Below are 15,469 nucleotides of genomic sequence, written 5' to 3' on the forward strand. Positions count from 1 at the left end.
GGGGTGATCACCGCTCTACCCGCGGCTCCGCCAATCTCCTGACCGCCTCGCCGACGACGAGACGATGCCGCGCGATCTCGTCGTCGTCCCACCGCCGATGGGCTTGCTGGTCGAGGTCCGGTGTGGTGAACCAGCTGAACAGCACACCGAAAATCAACGTCATCAGATCGGTTGCACTCCAATGGGAGTCGACGTATCCGTCGCGCTGAGCCTGCTCGACCTCGCGAACACGCTCACTCATCACCTCGGCGTGTTCGCTCGCGGGGAGATGGCCCTGCAACTGCGCCCAGAGCAGCATCCTGTGCTCGTCCTTCTCACTCGCGAGGCGGGTGAAGGCATCCATGGAGTACCCGGGTAGATCGCGTGGGGTGAAGTGCACGGACTCGACGAATCGCCGGAAACCAAGGTCCAGTACCGCGCCGAACAGCCGCTCCTTGTCGCCGTAGTACGCGTACAGGCGCTCTTTGCTGGAGCGAGACGCCAGTGCGATCCGGTCGACGCGAGCGCCGGCGAGGCCGTGCTCGGCGAACTCGCGGCGTGCGGCATCGAGGATTCGTTCACGCGTGTCAGAGGCGGCGGGGGAGATGGGGGTGTCCGACTTCACAGGCCGAATCCTACGCCAACCAACTAGTTCGTTTGACCGTGTCTGACCGCGACGGTACATTTTCGAATCGTCGAACAGACATTCCACCGCTTACCTCTCCCAGGACCGAGGCACGCCCGTGACCAGCACGCCCGACATCGTGTCGTCAGAGAACGACGCCAATCCGAACTACGAGCGTCGTTGGCTCGTGCTGTGCATCGTCGCCATCACTCAGCTGACGATCGTGCTGGACGCGACCATCGTCAACATCGCTCTGCCGCAGGCGCAGGAAGACCTGGGCATCAGCGACAGCAGCCGCGCGTGGGTCATCACCGCCTACGCGCTCGCGTTCGGTGCGTTGCTGCTGCTCGGTGGCCGCATCGCCGACTACTGGGGCCGCAAGCGGTCCTTCCTCGTCGGCATGGCGGGATTCGCGATCGCCTCGGCCATCGGTGGCCTGGCGCAGGAGGGCTACCAGCTCTTCATCGCCCGCGCCGGCCAGGGCGTCTTCGCCGCCCTGCTCGCCCCCGCTGCGCTGGCCATCCTGACCACCACGTTCACCGACGAGAAGGAACGAGCCAAGGCGTTCGGTGTCTTCGGTGCCATCGCCGGTGGTGGCGCTGCCGTAGGCCTGCTGCTCGGCGGCGTGCTCACCGAGTACGCCAACTGGCGCTGGTGCCTGCTGGTCAATGTTCCCGTCGCGATCTTCGCGGCCGCCGCCGCTATCCCTTTGGTCAAGGAGAGCAAGGCTGAGGGCGACACGCGGTACGACGTTCCCGGCGCGATTCTGGTCGCCCTCGGGCTCGGCTCACTCGTCTACGGGTTCACCGAGGCTGAAGACGGCTGGTCCAACGTCTCAACCCTCAGCTTCATCGCGCTGGGCATCGTTCTACTGGCCGCGTTCGTCGTCGTCGAGTCCCGCTCGGCCAATCCGCTTCTGCCGCTCGGCGTCCTGCTGGATCGAGACCGTGGGTCCGCCTACCTCGGTTCTGCCATCATCGGCGCCGCCCTTCTCGGCGGCACCTTGTACCTGACGTTCTACTTCCAGATCGTGCTCGGGTTCAGCCCCGTCGTGGCCGGAGTCGCCTCCCTCCCCATGACCGGCGGCATCATGATCACCGCCGCCGCAGCGTCCGCATTGATGCCTCGCGTGGGACCGAAGCCGTTGATGGCTGCCGGCCCCGTCATCTCGGCCATCGGTCTGGTTCTGCTCACGCAGATCGGCGTCGACACCTCGTACTGGACGCACGTGCTGCCCGGAGTCGTGCTCCTCGGGCTAGGGCTGGGTCTACTCATGGTGCCGATGCAGAACGTGGCACTCATCGGGGTCGCCGATCACGACGCCGGCGCTGCCAGCGCACTCGTCAACGCGGCCCTGCAGATCGGTGGAGCCCTGGGAACCGCCGTCTTCACCACGATCTACACGTCCGCCAAGTCGTCCTACCTGTCGTCGAACATCGCGCCAGTGCCGCCCGCCGGAGTGCCCCCGGAGGCTCTGGCGTCGCAGACCATGCCGTCCGATTCCGAGCTCGCTGCCCTGCCGGAACCGATCCGCAATTTCATCAACTCCACGATCGACTACATGTTCTCCGCGGAGGTCTCCGGATACGCGCACGCGTTCGCGGCAGCGGCGATCATGGTCATCCTGATAACGCCGATCGTGCTGGTGTTGGTTCGTGCCCGCAAGACGGACCTGCCGGCCGGCGACACCCCGGTTCACATGGGCTGACTCGAGCCGTTCCTACTGTCGAGGTGCGACCGCCGCGGCGTAGAAAGGCGCGCACGGCGTGACGCCGGTTAGGGTGCTGCGTGCGCATTCTCGTTCTGTGGGGCGCCCTTGCGGGCGTCGTGATCGGCTTGGTTTTCCTGGGTGTCGAGGGGTTCGCACTTTATCGTGATCAGAGCGAGGTGATCTACGACGGCGCCTACGTGCCGTTGCGCGGTGTCGAGATGACGAGGAGCTACTCGACCACCCTGACGCTCGACCACGCCGGCTCTGGATGGTGGAACGCGCTTCCGGTTCCCTGGTGGAGTTATCCGGTGATCGGGGGAGCAGCCGGGGCCGTGGCGTCCGCTGCGGCGGGGTGGCGGGGACTGCGCATCACAGGACGTGGATGACTCGCGGTCAGCGTCAGGCCCTCGACTGCGCGCAGAGATAGATAGGCGTCGACTGCAGGGCATCATGCCTGTCGAGGTAGCTCGTCTGCGAAGTCGAACGAACACCCGAGCCGATCGGCGGCCTCCACCCCACCCGCATCACGCACCCACGCGACGCACGCGCCAGCCGCGAGCGCGAGGTCGCGGCTGAACAGGTGCCCGTCGGTGCAGTCGTCGAAGTGAGCGTCGTGGTGCCATCGGTCGAGAACCAGTCCCTGCACGGAATGGTCCGCGAAGCGGAGCGTGTGCAGGATGCGGCGCGACCGGCGCACCATCACAACCCCGTCGTCGAGGCGGTGCAGCTGCGCGGTGATGAGTTCGATGTCGTCGAGCTCGTCGTCGGGGATGTCGGTGTTGGGACCGAGATCGATGACGAGCCCGGCGGGTTCGTCCTGCATCGACTCGACGAGCCACGCGGTCATCGCGTCCCACTCGTCGACCTCGAGCAGTAGGCCTGTCGGCGTTTCGAGACTGATCAGCAGCGCTGCGGCATCGATCTCTGCGGCCCACACCTGCGTCGGCCCGTCGTCGTGAAAGAACACCCGACCGGTGTCGTCGACAAGCCCCGGCTGCTCGTTGAACAGAGACGTGTCAGGTGTGCCGTCCACATGATGGGTGTGGATGGACCAGCCGCGCATGTCCTCGTCGGTGACCACGACATAGCGCGTGAGGAGATCATCCGACGCGAACTGCCAGCGGGGGAGTGCCGGGGTGGTGTCCATCGACGCTCAGGCGTCGCTCAGTGCATCCGCGAGCATGTGCATCGCGACGGTGACCGAGAGCGCCCGGACACTCGCACGATCACCGGGTAGCCGCAGCGTCCGGGTGACGGTCGGTCGGCCCGTGGCAGCGATGCCGAAGCACACCGTGCCCACGGGCTTGCTCTCCGTTCCTCCACCCGGCCCCGCGACACCGCTGGTCGAGACGGCGACGTCGGCACCGACGCGGTGCAGCGCCCCTTCGGCCATGCGAGCCGCCACGGGCTCACTGACAGCGCCGTGCTCCTCGATCATGGCGGCGGGAACGTCGAGTGAGCCGATCTTCACTTCGTTGGCGTACGACACCACACCCCCGACCACGTAGGCCGACGAGCCTGCCCGATCGGTGAGCCGTGCGGCGATCATGCCGCCGGTGCACGATTCCGCCGTCGCGATGCGGCGGCCACCGGATCGAGCTGCCACGATGTCGTCGATGGTGGAACCGTCGGTCGAGAAGATCTGCGCGCCATGGTGTTGCTCGATGAGCGCCAACACGTCGGAGTAGGCGGCGGCCGCGGACTCCTCGTAGCGGGTGACCATCTCGAGTTCGCCGCGCGACAGGCACGTGGTGATCGCCAGATCGCCGAACTCGCTAATCGAACTCTCGGCAGTGCGCAAGGTCGCGGCCAGGTCGGCCTCGGACAAGCCATAGGCCCGGATGGTGTCCTCTGTGACCGACGTCCTCTGCGCGAGCACCGCGGCGACGGGTGCGCTCACAATCGCTTCCGGCCACATCGACTGCAGTTCGGACGGCGGTCCCGGAAGGATGAGGACCGTGGGTAGGGTGCCCGAGTCGTCGGCCATCGCCACGCCCGGTGCCGTGCCCGTCGGCGGGATGGACTGTGCCCCGGCGGGAACCATCGCCTGCTTGCGTACGCCGACTCGCAGCGGCTCAGAATCGGCGACGCTGCCGAGCCGACTGCGCCAGCGCTCGACGATGGCCGTTATGCGGCCTTCGAGTTCGACGTCGAGGTGCAGCTCCCGGCCGTAGAGTGCGGCGACGGTCTCGACGGTGAGGTCGTCCGCAGTCGGGCCGAGGCCGCCGGTCGTGATGATGAGGTCGACGTGCTGGTCGGCGAGGAACTGGACTTGGGCAGTCAGATCGGCCGGCCGATCACCGCAGACAGTCAGATGGGCGACGTCGACTCCCATCTGCAGGAGTTGCCGAGCAACCCAGGGGCCGTTGCGGTCGCTGACCCGCCCGGCCAGAACTTCGCTACCCGTGACCACCACACCCGCGCGCACTGCCATGGTTCGACACTACGGCTGCCGAGGTCAGGTCCGGTCGGGGGCCATGACGCCAGATTCGACCAACTGCACGGGCCCGATGCCTCTCATAAGCGCCTAGAGCATGAGTGCGCACCCCGGGAGGTTGAGCTACGGCCGCCGAACCCTCACGTGATCGCGAATCGGCCGCGGCTGACGTGTCGTGGGCGGCAGACGAGTACAAACGCTGGCCTCTGCAACTTCGAAGATGATGTGATGACCGAGTGACCGAGCCGAACTCATGAACCGCCCTGACCCATTCGTGGCGACACCGAAAACCGGTGACGAGCCTTTCACGCAGCATGGTCAATCGATTGGATCGGACCTCCGTCAGTTCTGGCGTTGGGCATTCTCAGATCTGATGGGTAACGCCCAGCGCGGTGTTCTCGCCGAGTACATCGTCGGACTCGCTCTCGGGTGCGTAGCCAATGGAGTCCGAGTCGAGTGGGATGCTTCTGACCTGGTGACCGAAGGGGGAGTTCGCGTCGAGGTGAAGTCCTCCGCTTATCTCCAGAGTTGGAGGCAGGAGAAGTTGTCGACAATCAGCTTCGGGATCCAGCCGACGAACGGTTGGGACGCGGAGACGAACACAATCTCCGGCGAACGGAAGCGGCAAGCCGACGTCTACGTCTTTTGCGTTTTCAAGCAGGTTGATCGGTCCACCGCCGATCCACTCGACATGGACCAATGGGACTTCTACGTAATGTCCACACAGCACGTGAACTCTGCGTTCGGAGAGCAAAGGTCCGTTGTGTTGGGAAGCCTCTTGTCGCGTGACCCCGTCAGGTGTTCGTTCACCGAACTCGCCGGCGCTGTTGAGTCCGCGTCGGACAAGGAGTTCTGACTCCCATCGTTGCCTGCTGTCTTGCATTCTGCGAGTATCTTCGAGGTTGGGTAGCAGAAGTGCTACCCATGTGTCATGGACACCATCGGGTTGAAGGAACTCCGGCAGCACGCTTCCGACTACGTAACCGCGCCGAAGCGGGGGAGACGCTCCTGACCACTGTCTCCGGACGTCCTGGAGCGGTGCTCGGTCCTGTCTCGAAGAAGCAATGGAATCGCTACTCCGACATCGAGGACGTCTTCGATACTCCGACCGACCACACGTTGGCTGATGATCTCGCCGAGAAGAACGACACGGTTCAGGATCCATGGACTCGCTGAGAACGATTCTCGACACGAGCGTCGTCATCGGGAATCGATTGGACGAGATCGACGGTGAACTCGCGATCAGCGCGATCACTCTGGCCAAGTTGCACTTCGGAGTACTCGTCGCCTCCGATCTGCAGGCGCGCGCTCTGAGGTTGCAACGGTTGATCGCCGTGGAACGCAGGTTCGAACCACTCGCCGTCGATGCCCGAGTGGCGGGCAGCTTCGGCAATCTCGCCTCGGTGGTGCGCTCGACCGGCCGGCGCCCTCGAGCCCGCGCTCTCGATCTCATGATCGCAGCGACCGCGCATGCGCATGGTGCACGGCTTCTCACGCGGAACCCGTCGGACTTCCAGGGAATCGACCATCTCGTACAGATCGACACTCCGCCCGACGCGAGTTGACGTTACCGATCAGTAGCTTCGGCCTCCGCCTTCCACGCTGGTCAGCTATGCCGCAGCGCACACGCGGCCGGTCCTACCGGGGTCGCCACAACACAGCCCTGCACGACTAAAGTTGTCTCCGAGCCCACAAGGACAGACGACGTCGAGCAGACGGAAAACGAGGCAAGACCTGCAATGACTGAGAAAAAGCCGACCATCATCTACACCCTGACCGACGAGGCGCCCATGCTGGCGACTCACGCGTTCCTGCCGGTCATCCGCACTTTCGCCAGCGCAGCCGGGATCGAGGTGGAGTCGAGCGACATCTCCGTTGCCAGTCGCATCCTCGCCGAGTTCCCCGATTACCTGGACGAGGACCAGCGGGTGCCGGACAACTTGGCCGAGCTGGGCAAGCTGACGCAGCTGCCCGACACGAACATCATCAAGCTCCCCAACATCAGTGCCTCGGTACCGCAGCTGCACGCCGCGATCAAGGAACTGCAGGACAAGGGCTACAAGATCCCCGACTTCCCGGGCAACCCGAAGACGGACGAGGAGCGGGAGATCCGCGACCGCTACACCAAGTGCCTCGGTAGCGCCGTCAACCCCGTCCTCCGTGAGGGCAACTCCGACCGCCGCGCGCCGAAGGCCGTGAAGGAGTACGCGCGCAAGCACCCGCACAGCATGACCGAGTGGTCGCCGGCGTCGCGCACGCATGTCGCGCACATGCGCGAGGGCGATTTCTACCACGGTGAGAAGTCGATGACCGTCGAGGGCGACCGCGACGTCCGGATGGAACTGGAGACGAAGAGCGGCAAGACCGTCGTCCTGAAGCCGAAGGTCTCACTGACCGACGGCGACGTCATCGACAGCATGTTCATGAGCGCCAAGGCTCTGGACAAGTTCTACGAAGAGCAGATGCAGGACGCCTACGAGACCGGCGTCATGTTCTCCCTGCACGTCAAGGCCACGATGATGCGGGTCTCGCACCCGATCGTCTTCGGTCACGCGGTGCGCGTCTTCTACAAGGACGCCTTCGCCAAGCACAACGAGCTCTTCGAGGAGCTCGGCGTCAACGTCAACAACGGCCTCTCCGATCTCTACAGCAAGATCGACACCCTTCCGGCGTCGAAGCGGGACGAGATCGTCGAGGACCTGCACAAGTGCCACGAGCATCGTCCCGAGCTGGCCATGGTCGACTCGGCACGCGGCATCTCCAACTTCCACTCGCCCAGCGACGTCATCGTCGACGCCTCCATGCCCGCGATGATTCGCGCCGGCGGCAAGATGTGGGGAGCCGACGGTCGTCCCAAGGACACGAAGGCGGTCAACCCGGAGTCGACCTTCTCCCGCATCTACCAGGAGATGGTGAACTTCTGCAAGACGAACGGCCAGTTCGACCCGACGACCATGGGCACCGTTCCCAACGTCGGCCTCATGGCGCAGAAGGCCGAGGAGTACGGCTCGCACGACAAGACCTTCGAGATCGAAGAGGACGCCGTCGCGAACATCGTCGACGTGGCGACCGGCGAGGTCATGCTCACGCAGAACGTGGAGAAGGGCGACATCTGGCGCCTCTGCATCGTCAAGGACGCGCCGATCCAGGACTGGGTCAAGCTCGCTGTGAACCGTGCGCGCGACTCGGGGATGCCGGTGCTCTTCTGGCTCGACCCGTACCGCCCCCACGAGAACGAGCTGATCAAGAAGGTGCGCACGTACCTGAAGGATCACGACACCGAGGGCCTCGACATCCAGATCATGTCGCAGGTCCGCGCGATGCGGTACACGCTCGAGCGCGTCGTCCGCGGCCTGGACACGATCTCCGCGACCGGCAACATCCTCCGCGATTACCTCACGGACCTGTTCCCGATCCTCGAGCTCGGCACCAGCGCCAAGATGCTGTCCATCGTTCCTCTGATGGCCGGCGGCGGACTGTACGAGACGGGCGCCGGCGGATCCGCGCCGAAGCACGTCAAGCAGCTCATCGAAGAGAACCACCTCCGTTGGGACTCGCTCGGTGAGTTCCTCGCGCTGGCCGTGAGCCTCGAGGACCTGGGCAAGAAGACCGGTGGCAAGGCGAACGTCCTGGGCAAGGCCCTCGATGCCGCGACCGGCAAGCTGCTCGAAGAGAACAAGGGCCCGTCGCGCACCACCGGCGAGCTCGACAACCGCGGCAGCCAGTTCTACCTCGCCAAGTTCTGGGCGCAGGAGCTGGCGAACCAGACCGAGGACGAGGAGCTGGCGAAGCACTTCGCGCCGCTCGCCAAGACGCTGGCCGATCAGGAAGAGGCCATCGTCAAGGAGCTCGGCGACGCGCAGGGTGAGCCCGTCGACATCGGCGGGTACTACTACCCGGATCCCGAGAAGGCGACGTCGATCATGCGTCCGAGCAAGACGTTCAATCAGGCTCTGGAGTCTGCGACCAAGTAGTTCTCGACCATCTGGCCCATGCACGCGTGACGTGCATGGGCCAGAGTTGTTTGTGGACTTCAGACCCCGGATACCGGGGTCTGAAGTCCACGATCAGGATCGACCCTCGACATCCGCCGACGTCGACGTATTGAGACGACCACCATCGAGCGCCTCTAGGAGAGCCGACGCGTGGGAGTCCGGGACGCACAACTGTCCGTTCACAGGGACGATCAGTCCGAGGTCGACCATGGTGGCCAGTCGCACGAACACCCACGCGCTGACTTTCTCGACGTCGGTGTCGATGCCCGTGTCGAAAGCTTCGCCGTCATGTGCCGGGTCGTCGACCAGGGAACGAACGAGGATGAACCATAGTGCGGCGCATGCTGCGGTCATCTCGCGCTGCAACGAGGCTCCGTCTGGTGCGACAACGGGTTCCAGGCACGCGATATAGGCCTCGACGAGACTTCGGCGTCGCCACTCCTCGCTCGGTGCCGAGAGCCAGTGATCGAACGCGTCTCCTGCTCGAAGTGTTCGATCCTCGTTGCGCAGGACGCCCACTCCCAACGCGGTCGCGATAACCACCTGGTACGTCACCGTCGACAGCAGCTCGCTGAGGGTGTCGCCTTCACCGGTCGGGCCGAGGGCGTCTCGAAGCTGCCTGCTCGAGCGCGGGTGTGCGAAGCAGGGGTCGGGAACGCTGCCGTTGTCTTCGCACCAGGCAGCAACCCGCCGGACGTGAGACGTCAGGGTGGTCGGACCGAGGGGTGCCGAGCGACGTCGCGGGACCGGTGCCATGCGTGGCGGGGAAACCCCGACCATCTCCGCGAGGTCGTTTGTCTGTGTCGTCGAAACACGTTCTTCTACAAAGAACCTCGCGAAGAGATCGAGCGCATCGACAGTGTCGTCGGGTGACCACGGTGTGTGTCCGCAGTCGTCGGCGTACACGTCTGTGTCGAACAACTCCAGTGGTATGTCGGATCCCGCGACCAGGATGTCGTGTTCGCGCCTGGATCGGTCGACTGCCATCGCCGTCGAATATGCCGCCAACGGGTCTGTGGTGCAGCCTGACCGCACCAACCATTCGGCGAAACGTTTCAGCACGTCGTGCCAGCACAATGCCGGCCGTCTTTGCGCCGTGCGCTTTTCGGCCTTGGCCCTACGTTGGCTCTTACTCATCAGGTCCCCCCCAGGATCGTGTGCCCGGAGAGTACGGCCGGCGTACGACAGGACCTGATAGTGGAAATCTGGCCCCGGAAACCGGGGTTCATAGTCCACGATCATGAGGTGGGAGACATGACGATGGAGCACGTGATCGGTCTGGAGAAGGCACTACTCGATCCGGCGACGCGCTCATCGCAGACTGAACTCGACCGACTGCTCGACCCGTCGTTCGAGGAGATCGGCGCGTCGGGTCGGCTGTGGACGCGGCGCGAGATGATTGCAGCGCTGATCGACGCGCCCGAGGCGGAGCCCATCGAGAGCGCGAACTTCAACGGCCGAAGGGTCGCCGACGACATGGTTCTCGTGACGTACGAGACCAGGCATGCGGGTCGGCACGCGCGCCGAAGCTCGTTGTGGCGCAGGGTAGATGCTGGGTGGACGCTGCTGTTTCATCAGGGAACTCCAATCCAAGCAGTCGCCCGCAAGCGGTCGGCAGACATCAAGACGGCTCTTCCCAGATGACGGTGTAGGTCGGCCGGGCGCGTCGGTCCGCAGATAGACGTCGAGGTCTCCCGACGATGGAGGTTCCTACGCCATCCATCCGAAAGACCTCGACGTGTCCGACGCTACCCCGCCGGCCGGCTTCGGCCGCCCTGACCTGACCGCCTTCGCGGCTCATCCCAATCGACCCTGATCGGGTCTGCTGACCCCCTCGACGAGAACGCAGCGACATCACAGCCACCCAACCCCGACCGTCCGGGAAGCCGGGGCACGTCACATGGCCTGTGCTGCGGGCGTGTCGAGTGGGTCGTCCAGGGGCGACGCAGGAGCGTCGACGCGACGTGCTGAGAGGTGGTTCCAACCGAGCGCTAGGACACCGGCTACAGGCATGGCGATAGGTCAGGAACGGCGTCGCTCCCTGCGCAGGAGGGAGCGCAGAGTCTCGGCGTTCGCGTAGCCGACCCGTAGCGCGATCTCGGCGGAGGTGAGGTCCGTGGTTGCTGAGAGGTGCCGAGCTCGTTCGATGCGAAGCCGTTGGACGAAGCCGAGCGGAGTGAGGTTGAGCGCCGCACGGACTCGTCGTTCGAGGGTGCGCCGGCTGGTGCCGAGCGACTGCGCGACGAAGGCGACGTTGAACGGTTCGTCCAGGCGGGCGCGCACGAAGCGTTCGAACTCGACGACGATCGGGTCCTCGTGCCGGAGATGTTCGTAGGCGACGAAGGCCGCCTGCGACGGACGCTCGTCGATGATGAGGAGCTTGGCGACATGTTGGGCCAGGTCGGGGCTGATCGATCGCACGAGTGAGAGCGCGAGGTCGATGTGGGCGAACGCGGCGCCGGCGGTGACGAGGTTCCCGTCGACCACGACCATGGTGTCGAGATCGAGGGCGACGGTCGGATAGCGCTTCAGGAACTCCGGCCCCAAGAACCAGCTGGTCGTCGCCCGCCGATGATGCATCCGTCCAGTCTCGGCGACGGCGAACACACCGGTGCACGCCGCGGCGATCCGGGTGGTCGCGTCGTCGAGGCGCCCGAGTGAGGCGATGACCGAACGTGCATCTCGGCTCTGGAGGGCGTCGTTGGTAGCGGCGGCCGTGAGGGTTCCAAGCGCAGGGACGACGACCACGTCGAACTCTCCGGACTCCGACAGCGGGTGGTCTACCGACAGGGTCATCGATGCCGTCGTGGTCACTCGCCGTTTCGGTCCGAGGATGGCGAGTTCGATCGGGTCGATCCGCGGGTCGACATCGCCCCGGGCTCCGTCGGCCACCCGCACGATGTCGATGACCGACGCGACAGCCGAACCGAAGCAGCCGTCGATCGCGATCAGTCCGATACGCATGGCGCGAACAATAGCAATACTGTCGTATACGCCACTCCCCACCGGCCCTCGCTCGTCATACGCTGAACTCGCCCCACGAAGAACCCCGACTTCAAGGAGAACCCCTCATGTCCACACCCGCATCACTTCCGTATGCCTTCGTCGCCAAGATCGTCGCGGCCGATGGACAGCACGACGCGCTCGCCGATCTGCTCACCGGCGCTGTCGCACTCGCCAACGAAGAAGTAGGAACGATTGTCTGGTTCGCGGCTAGGACCCACGCCGACACCTTCTGGATCTTCGATGCATTCCCCGACGAGGCCGCTCGCGACGCCCACGCCAACGGCGCCATCGTCGCAGCCCTGATGGCCAACCAGCACCTCCTCGGCGCAGCACCCGAGATCCTGGCGGCCGACGTCCTCGCGTCCAAGCTCCCGTAGTCCGCCAACACACGAGACGATCGCGCCCCGCCGAGCCGTCGGACCCGATCGCCTCGACACCCGCACCACGTTGACGATCCCCGATGGGCCGATCACGAGGAGGCCAGAGGAGATCCCGGACGCGGTCACGATGATGGATCCCTTCCACGTCGTGCGCCTGGCCGGTGACACCCTCGACAGGTGTCGGCGCCGGGTCCAACTCGCGATCCACGGGCACCGTGGGTTCAGGGACGACCCGCTCTACAAGTCGCGGCGCACGCTGCACACCGGCGCGGACCTGCTTACCGACAAGCAGAGCGACAGGCTACGCGCGCTGTTCGTTGATGACGCTCACGTCGAGGTCGAGGCGACCTGGGGTGTCTACCAGCGCATGATCGCCGCCTATCGCCACGAGGACCGACAACGTGGCCGCGAGCTCATGGAGAAGCTGATCACCGACCTCAGCGCCGGCGTCCCCAAGGTGCTCACCGAGCTCACCACCCTGGGCCGGACCCTGAAGAAGCGAGCCGCCGACGTGCTCGCCTACTTCGAACGACCCGGCACCAGCAACGGGCCGACCGAGGCGCTCAACGGACGGCTCGAACACCTGCGCGGCTCCGCACTCGGGTTCCGCAACCTGACCAACTACATCGCCCGAAGCCTGCTCGAGACCGGCGGCTTCAGACCCCAACTCGTACACCCCCGATTGGGATGAGCCATCAAGACTCGGTAACAGTCACAAAACGATCGGTCTTTTTCTGCCTGACGGTGCCAGAGTGATGACCATGCGACAGACAACGCGTCGAGCGGCAGTGGCCTTGGCACTCGCGATCCCGGTGTTCCTGGGGGTGGGTGCGGGAACGGCATCCGCTGCACCCCAGACCTCGATCTTGCAGGTGCCCATCGTGACGGGTCTGGAGATCGGCCCGGTCAGCGTGCCCGGCGGGCTCATCCAGACCACGCCGATCAAGGCCACGGTGGGGGAGCGGCCGGGCTCAGTCCGGTTCTCCGCCGCCGATATCAAGCCGTACTACTACCAGTACAACTACCGGTGGATGACGGTGCAGTGGCGCAATCTTTCGACAGGAGCGTCCGGCGCCGTCGACTTCCGCCACTGGGCCTCCGAGGACCTCTCGGCCGTCGATCCGAACGCTGGCGCCCGAGGGCTCCCGCTCGACGTCGTCGCAGATACCGGACCCGGTCAGGTCGCTGTTGTGGTGACGCAGAGCCGCCAGTTCCCCGCGCCGTTCTCCGAGACATTGTTTCCGGGGCTCGGTCTTCTGACAGTCCCGTGAGGTTGACCGCCGCTCGTTGTGAACCATCCCAAGCGCAGTGACCTGCTGGGCACTACTGTCACGCTGAGTCCGGTTCGTGGCAGAGCCGGCCCTGTCGAGGAGCGTGGTGGCGTGGCGTCGGTATTCGCTCAGCGCGCCAGCTACCAACGGCAGGGGATCCGTTTCGTCGGCGGACCGTTGCCGTTGTCATCGGAGCGGAGGGTGTCCGACGCGTTCGGGAAGAAGCTGTCGCGTGACTACCTGTTCGTCGACGATCGAGACTCCGACTTCATCGGTACCTGGCGTGGCAGTCGAGTGCAGCTGTATGCGGTGTCGCGCCGGGCCATCGAAGCAATCGTCAATCCGAAGATCGCCGGTGTGCATATCGATCGTGACACCGCCGCGCAGTATTCGTTCGGTCAGCTGAGTCCCGAAGCGCTGACATTCTCCTCGGCGCAACAGCCTCGTTTCCGTGACCGCAAACGCAACATGATCGTGGCGACGAGCGCCGGGTCCGCCCGTGCAACGATGACGCACGCACTGCCGACGCATGTTCGTGCGGACGACGGCAGCATCGACCTGCGGCCGATCGTCACCGAGTGCGTGCGCACTGCTGTGGCAGAGGCAGTGTGGGGTGACGCGGCGTCGACGTTGATCGACTACGTCGACGAGAGCGGCGCCCATGGGGCGCTGCCGTTGGCAGATGCGATGTACGACAACTTCTTACGCCTTCGACGCTGTGCGAACACCTACGCCATGAGAGTCGAGCCACGGCTGCAACGGTGGACGTTCTCGCAAGAGCAGCGGTGGATGCGGATCAACACTCGGATGCTTCTGCAGCACGCCTCGGTTCTGGCGGATATGCCGCTCGACGACACCATCGCCCGCCACATCAGGCGGTTGCACGGCATCTCGGGGTTCTCGTCGACCATGGTCCGTGACGACACCACGACGTCCTTCATTGCCGGCGTCGACACGACGCGCACGGCCATTCTCGCCACGCTGAAGCATCTGCTCGATCCCGCCAACACGCAGTGGAAGGACGCCTTCTCGGCTGTGCCCGTCGAGTCGTTGGGCGATTCTGCAGTGGTCCGTGCGTGCGTGATGGAAGCGTTGCGCATCGACACCCCGGGGTCCGTGTTCAACGGGCGGGTGATCGACGACTGCCGGATCGCTCTCGGTGACGGCACTATCGATCTGCACCGTAATACGCTGGTGATGCCGAACATTCATGCCGTGCACGCGGTGTACGGCCCGACATTCGATCCGAACCGGATACTGAACGCCCACGCGACGGATCACGTGGCCCCGCTGGTGATCCCCTTCGGGAAGGGTCCGAGATCGTGCCCTGGCAAGTCGTTCGCGTCGTCGATGATCGCGGTGTTCGTGCACGACTTCCTTCAGGCGCACCCGGACGCTGCGGTGGACACGACGCACCCGGACAACGCCTATCCGATCCACACGGCATCCGAGCATGGTCTGCACGTGTCGCTGCGTGGCTGAGGTGTCAGGTCATCAGTGCGGCGGGAGCCCACGACGGCCATGACGGGTCCCCAACCAGTCGACCATGGTCGTAACGAGCGATAACGCGAAAGGGGTTGCTTGCGTTGGTATTGTCGTAGACGCGGGCATTTTCGACGACATCGATCGCGGATCGAACCAAGGGCCACAGGCGCACGTATCGCTCACGGACCTTTGCCTCGGGCACGGAATGACCGCCGATCTCGACGCGGTTGACGACGCGGGCTACGGCCAGGTCGACCGGAATGGCGACGATATGAAGTGTGACGAGGTACCCGGCCTCGTTCGCCGTCTCGATCAGATCGAGCTTCGACGGATGCGAGAAGACTGTCTCGGTGACGAACGACGCGGCCTGTGCGAGTAAGGCCACCCGCTGTTCGGCGGCCAACCTCGATGCGTCGTACGCGTGCGCTTGTTCGTCACCGGGCCAGTTCTCGGTAGCGATCTCGTCGGCGTTGACGAAGGGAAGATGAGTGACGGGCGCCAGCACCCGAGCAAAGAAGGTGCTCTTGCCGGCGCCGTTCGGGCCGGCAAGCAGGTGCAGGACCGGGTCGCGGGTCATTCC

15 protein-coding genes and 1 pseudogene are annotated in these 15,469 nt (G+C 64.9%); 10 read left to right on the forward strand and 6 right to left on the reverse strand.

Going from position 1 to position 15,469, the window contains the following annotated elements; genetic code table 11:
• Positions 1–7: 7 nt before the first annotated feature.
• On the reverse strand, positions 8–604 hold the full coding sequence (locus AC0IX4_RS20340) for a TetR/AcrR family transcriptional regulator (protein WP_471830760.1): 597 nt from the start codon (positions 602–604) through the stop codon (positions 8–10).
• Between the two features lie 118 nt (positions 605–722).
• Here AC0IX4_RS20340 and AC0IX4_RS20345 point away from each other — a divergent pair, with 118 nt between their 5' ends.
• Positions 723–2,312 carry an MFS transporter gene (locus tag AC0IX4_RS20345; protein ID WP_471830761.1) on the forward strand — a complete coding sequence of 530 codons (1,590 nt, stop codon included), beginning with the start codon at positions 723–725 and terminating at the stop codon, positions 2,310–2,312.
• An 80-nt stretch (positions 2,313–2,392) separates the two neighbouring features.
• Complete coding sequence (locus tag AC0IX4_RS20350; RefSeq protein ID WP_042572926.1) at positions 2,393–2,701, forward strand: hypothetical protein; 309 nt, start codon at positions 2,393–2,395, stop codon at positions 2,699–2,701.
• A gap of 62 nt (positions 2,702–2,763) precedes the next feature.
• On the opposite strand, the gene AC0IX4_RS20355 is transcribed toward AC0IX4_RS20350, so the two are convergent.
• Together AC0IX4_RS20355 and AC0IX4_RS20360 are read right to left on the reverse strand one after the other, a co-directional pair.
• Positions 2,764–3,462 carry a hypothetical protein gene (locus AC0IX4_RS20355; protein ID WP_471830762.1) on the reverse strand — a complete coding sequence of 233 codons (699 nt, stop codon included), beginning with the start codon at positions 3,460–3,462 and terminating at the stop codon, positions 2,764–2,766.
• A gap of 6 nt (positions 3,463–3,468) precedes the next feature.
• Positions 3,469–4,749, reverse strand: coding sequence for a competence/damage-inducible protein A (locus AC0IX4_RS20360; protein WP_471830763.1), 1,281 nt, complete (start codon positions 4,747–4,749; stop codon positions 3,469–3,471).
• A 376-nt stretch (positions 4,750–5,125) separates the two neighbouring features.
• Here AC0IX4_RS20360 and AC0IX4_RS20365 point away from each other — a divergent pair, with 376 nt between their 5' ends.
• From AC0IX4_RS20365 to AC0IX4_RS20375, 3 genes are all read left to right on the forward strand, one after another.
• The gene (locus AC0IX4_RS20365) at positions 5,126–5,608 is read left to right on the forward strand and encodes a hypothetical protein (protein ID WP_471830764.1); all 483 of its coding nucleotides are present in this window, start codon (positions 5,126–5,128) and stop codon (positions 5,606–5,608) included.
• A 307-nt stretch (positions 5,609–5,915) separates the two neighbouring features.
• On the forward strand, positions 5,916–6,317 hold the full coding sequence (locus AC0IX4_RS20370) for a type II toxin-antitoxin system VapC family toxin (protein WP_261770176.1): 402 nt from the start codon (positions 5,916–5,918) through the stop codon (positions 6,315–6,317).
• Between the two features lie 174 nt (positions 6,318–6,491).
• Positions 6,492–8,726: an NADP-dependent isocitrate dehydrogenase gene (locus AC0IX4_RS20375; protein WP_471830766.1), complete on the forward strand. Its 2,235-nt coding sequence runs from the start codon at positions 6,492–6,494 to the stop codon at positions 8,724–8,726.
• A 93-nt stretch (positions 8,727–8,819) separates the two neighbouring features.
• On the opposite strand, the gene AC0IX4_RS20380 is transcribed toward AC0IX4_RS20375, so the two are convergent.
• Positions 8,820–9,503, reverse strand: a complete 684-nt coding sequence (locus tag AC0IX4_RS20380; protein ID WP_471830768.1) for a hypothetical protein — start codon at positions 9,501–9,503, stop codon at positions 8,820–8,822.
• A gap of 498 nt (positions 9,504–10,001) precedes the next feature.
• Between AC0IX4_RS20380 and AC0IX4_RS20385 the strand changes: the two genes are divergently transcribed.
• Complete coding sequence (locus AC0IX4_RS20385) at positions 10,002–10,391, forward strand: nuclear transport factor 2 family protein (RefSeq protein WP_471830770.1); 390 nt, start codon at positions 10,002–10,004, stop codon at positions 10,389–10,391.
• A gap of 378 nt (positions 10,392–10,769) precedes the next feature.
• Here AC0IX4_RS20385 and AC0IX4_RS20390 read toward each other — a convergent pair whose 3' ends face one another.
• A complete protein-coding gene (locus AC0IX4_RS20390) occupies positions 10,770–11,711 on the reverse strand; it encodes a GlxA family transcriptional regulator (RefSeq protein ID WP_027504856.1) in 942 nt (313 codons plus the stop codon).
• 107 nt (positions 11,712–11,818) lie between these two features.
• On the opposite strand from AC0IX4_RS20390, the gene AC0IX4_RS20395 reads away from it, so the two are divergent.
• From AC0IX4_RS20395 to AC0IX4_RS20410, 4 genes and pseudogenes are all read left to right on the forward strand, one after another.
• Positions 11,819–12,130: a putative quinol monooxygenase gene (locus AC0IX4_RS20395; RefSeq protein WP_042572937.1), complete on the forward strand. Its 312-nt coding sequence runs from the start codon at positions 11,819–11,821 to the stop codon at positions 12,128–12,130.
• A gap of 94 nt (positions 12,131–12,224) precedes the next feature.
• Positions 12,225–12,824: pseudogene (locus AC0IX4_RS20400) on the forward strand (transposase); the annotation flags it as partial.
• A 70-nt stretch (positions 12,825–12,894) separates the two neighbouring features.
• On the forward strand, positions 12,895–13,404 hold the full coding sequence (locus AC0IX4_RS20405; protein ID WP_471830773.1) for a hypothetical protein: 510 nt from the start codon (positions 12,895–12,897) through the stop codon (positions 13,402–13,404).
• 111 nt (positions 13,405–13,515) lie between these two features.
• Positions 13,516–14,886: a cytochrome P450 gene (locus AC0IX4_RS20410; protein WP_471830774.1), complete on the forward strand. Its 1,371-nt coding sequence runs from the start codon at positions 13,516–13,518 to the stop codon at positions 14,884–14,886.
• 4 nt (positions 14,887–14,890) lie between these two features.
• Here AC0IX4_RS20410 and AC0IX4_RS20415 read toward each other — a convergent pair whose 3' ends face one another.
• A complete protein-coding gene (locus tag AC0IX4_RS20415; protein ID WP_056073380.1) occupies positions 14,891–15,466 on the reverse strand; it encodes a zeta toxin family protein in 576 nt (191 codons plus the stop codon).
• Positions 15,467–15,469 lie beyond the last annotated feature (3 nt).

The sequence above is a fragment of the Rhodococcus sp. AC861 genome (genome assembly GCF_979256035.1).

Excerpts from the sequence above, each read along its gene's own strand:
- AC0IX4_RS20355 (WP_471830762.1), bottom strand. The coding sequence starts at position 3,462 with ATGGACACCACCCCGGCACTCCCCCGCTGGCAGTTCGCGTCGGATGAT.
- AC0IX4_RS20380 (WP_471830768.1), bottom strand. The coding sequence starts at position 9,503 with ATGGCACCGGTCCCGCGACGTCGCTCGGCACCCCTCGGTCCGACCACC.
- AC0IX4_RS20375 (WP_471830766.1), top strand. The coding sequence starts at position 6,492 with ATGACTGAGAAAAAGCCGACCATCATCTACACCCTGACCGACGAGGCG.
- AC0IX4_RS20390 (WP_027504856.1), bottom strand. The coding sequence starts at position 11,711 with ATGCGTATCGGACTGATCGCGATCGACGGCTGCTTCGGTTCGGCTGTC.
- AC0IX4_RS20415 (WP_056073380.1), bottom strand. The coding sequence starts at position 15,466 with ATGACCCGCGACCCGGTCCTGCACCTGCTTGCCGGCCCGAACGGCGCC.
- AC0IX4_RS20360 (WP_471830763.1), bottom strand. The coding sequence starts at position 4,749 with ATGGCAGTGCGCGCGGGTGTGGTGGTCACGGGTAGCGAAGTTCTGGCC.
- AC0IX4_RS20370 (WP_261770176.1), top strand. The coding sequence starts at position 5,916 with ATGGACTCGCTGAGAACGATTCTCGACACGAGCGTCGTCATCGGGAAT.
- AC0IX4_RS20365 (WP_471830764.1), top strand. The coding sequence starts at position 5,126 with ATGGGTAACGCCCAGCGCGGTGTTCTCGCCGAGTACATCGTCGGACTC.
- AC0IX4_RS20405 (WP_471830773.1), top strand. The coding sequence starts at position 12,895 with ATGCGACAGACAACGCGTCGAGCGGCAGTGGCCTTGGCACTCGCGATC.
- AC0IX4_RS20395 (WP_042572937.1), top strand. The coding sequence starts at position 11,819 with ATGTCCACACCCGCATCACTTCCGTATGCCTTCGTCGCCAAGATCGTC.
- AC0IX4_RS20385 (WP_471830770.1), top strand. The coding sequence starts at position 10,002 with ATGACGATGGAGCACGTGATCGGTCTGGAGAAGGCACTACTCGATCCG.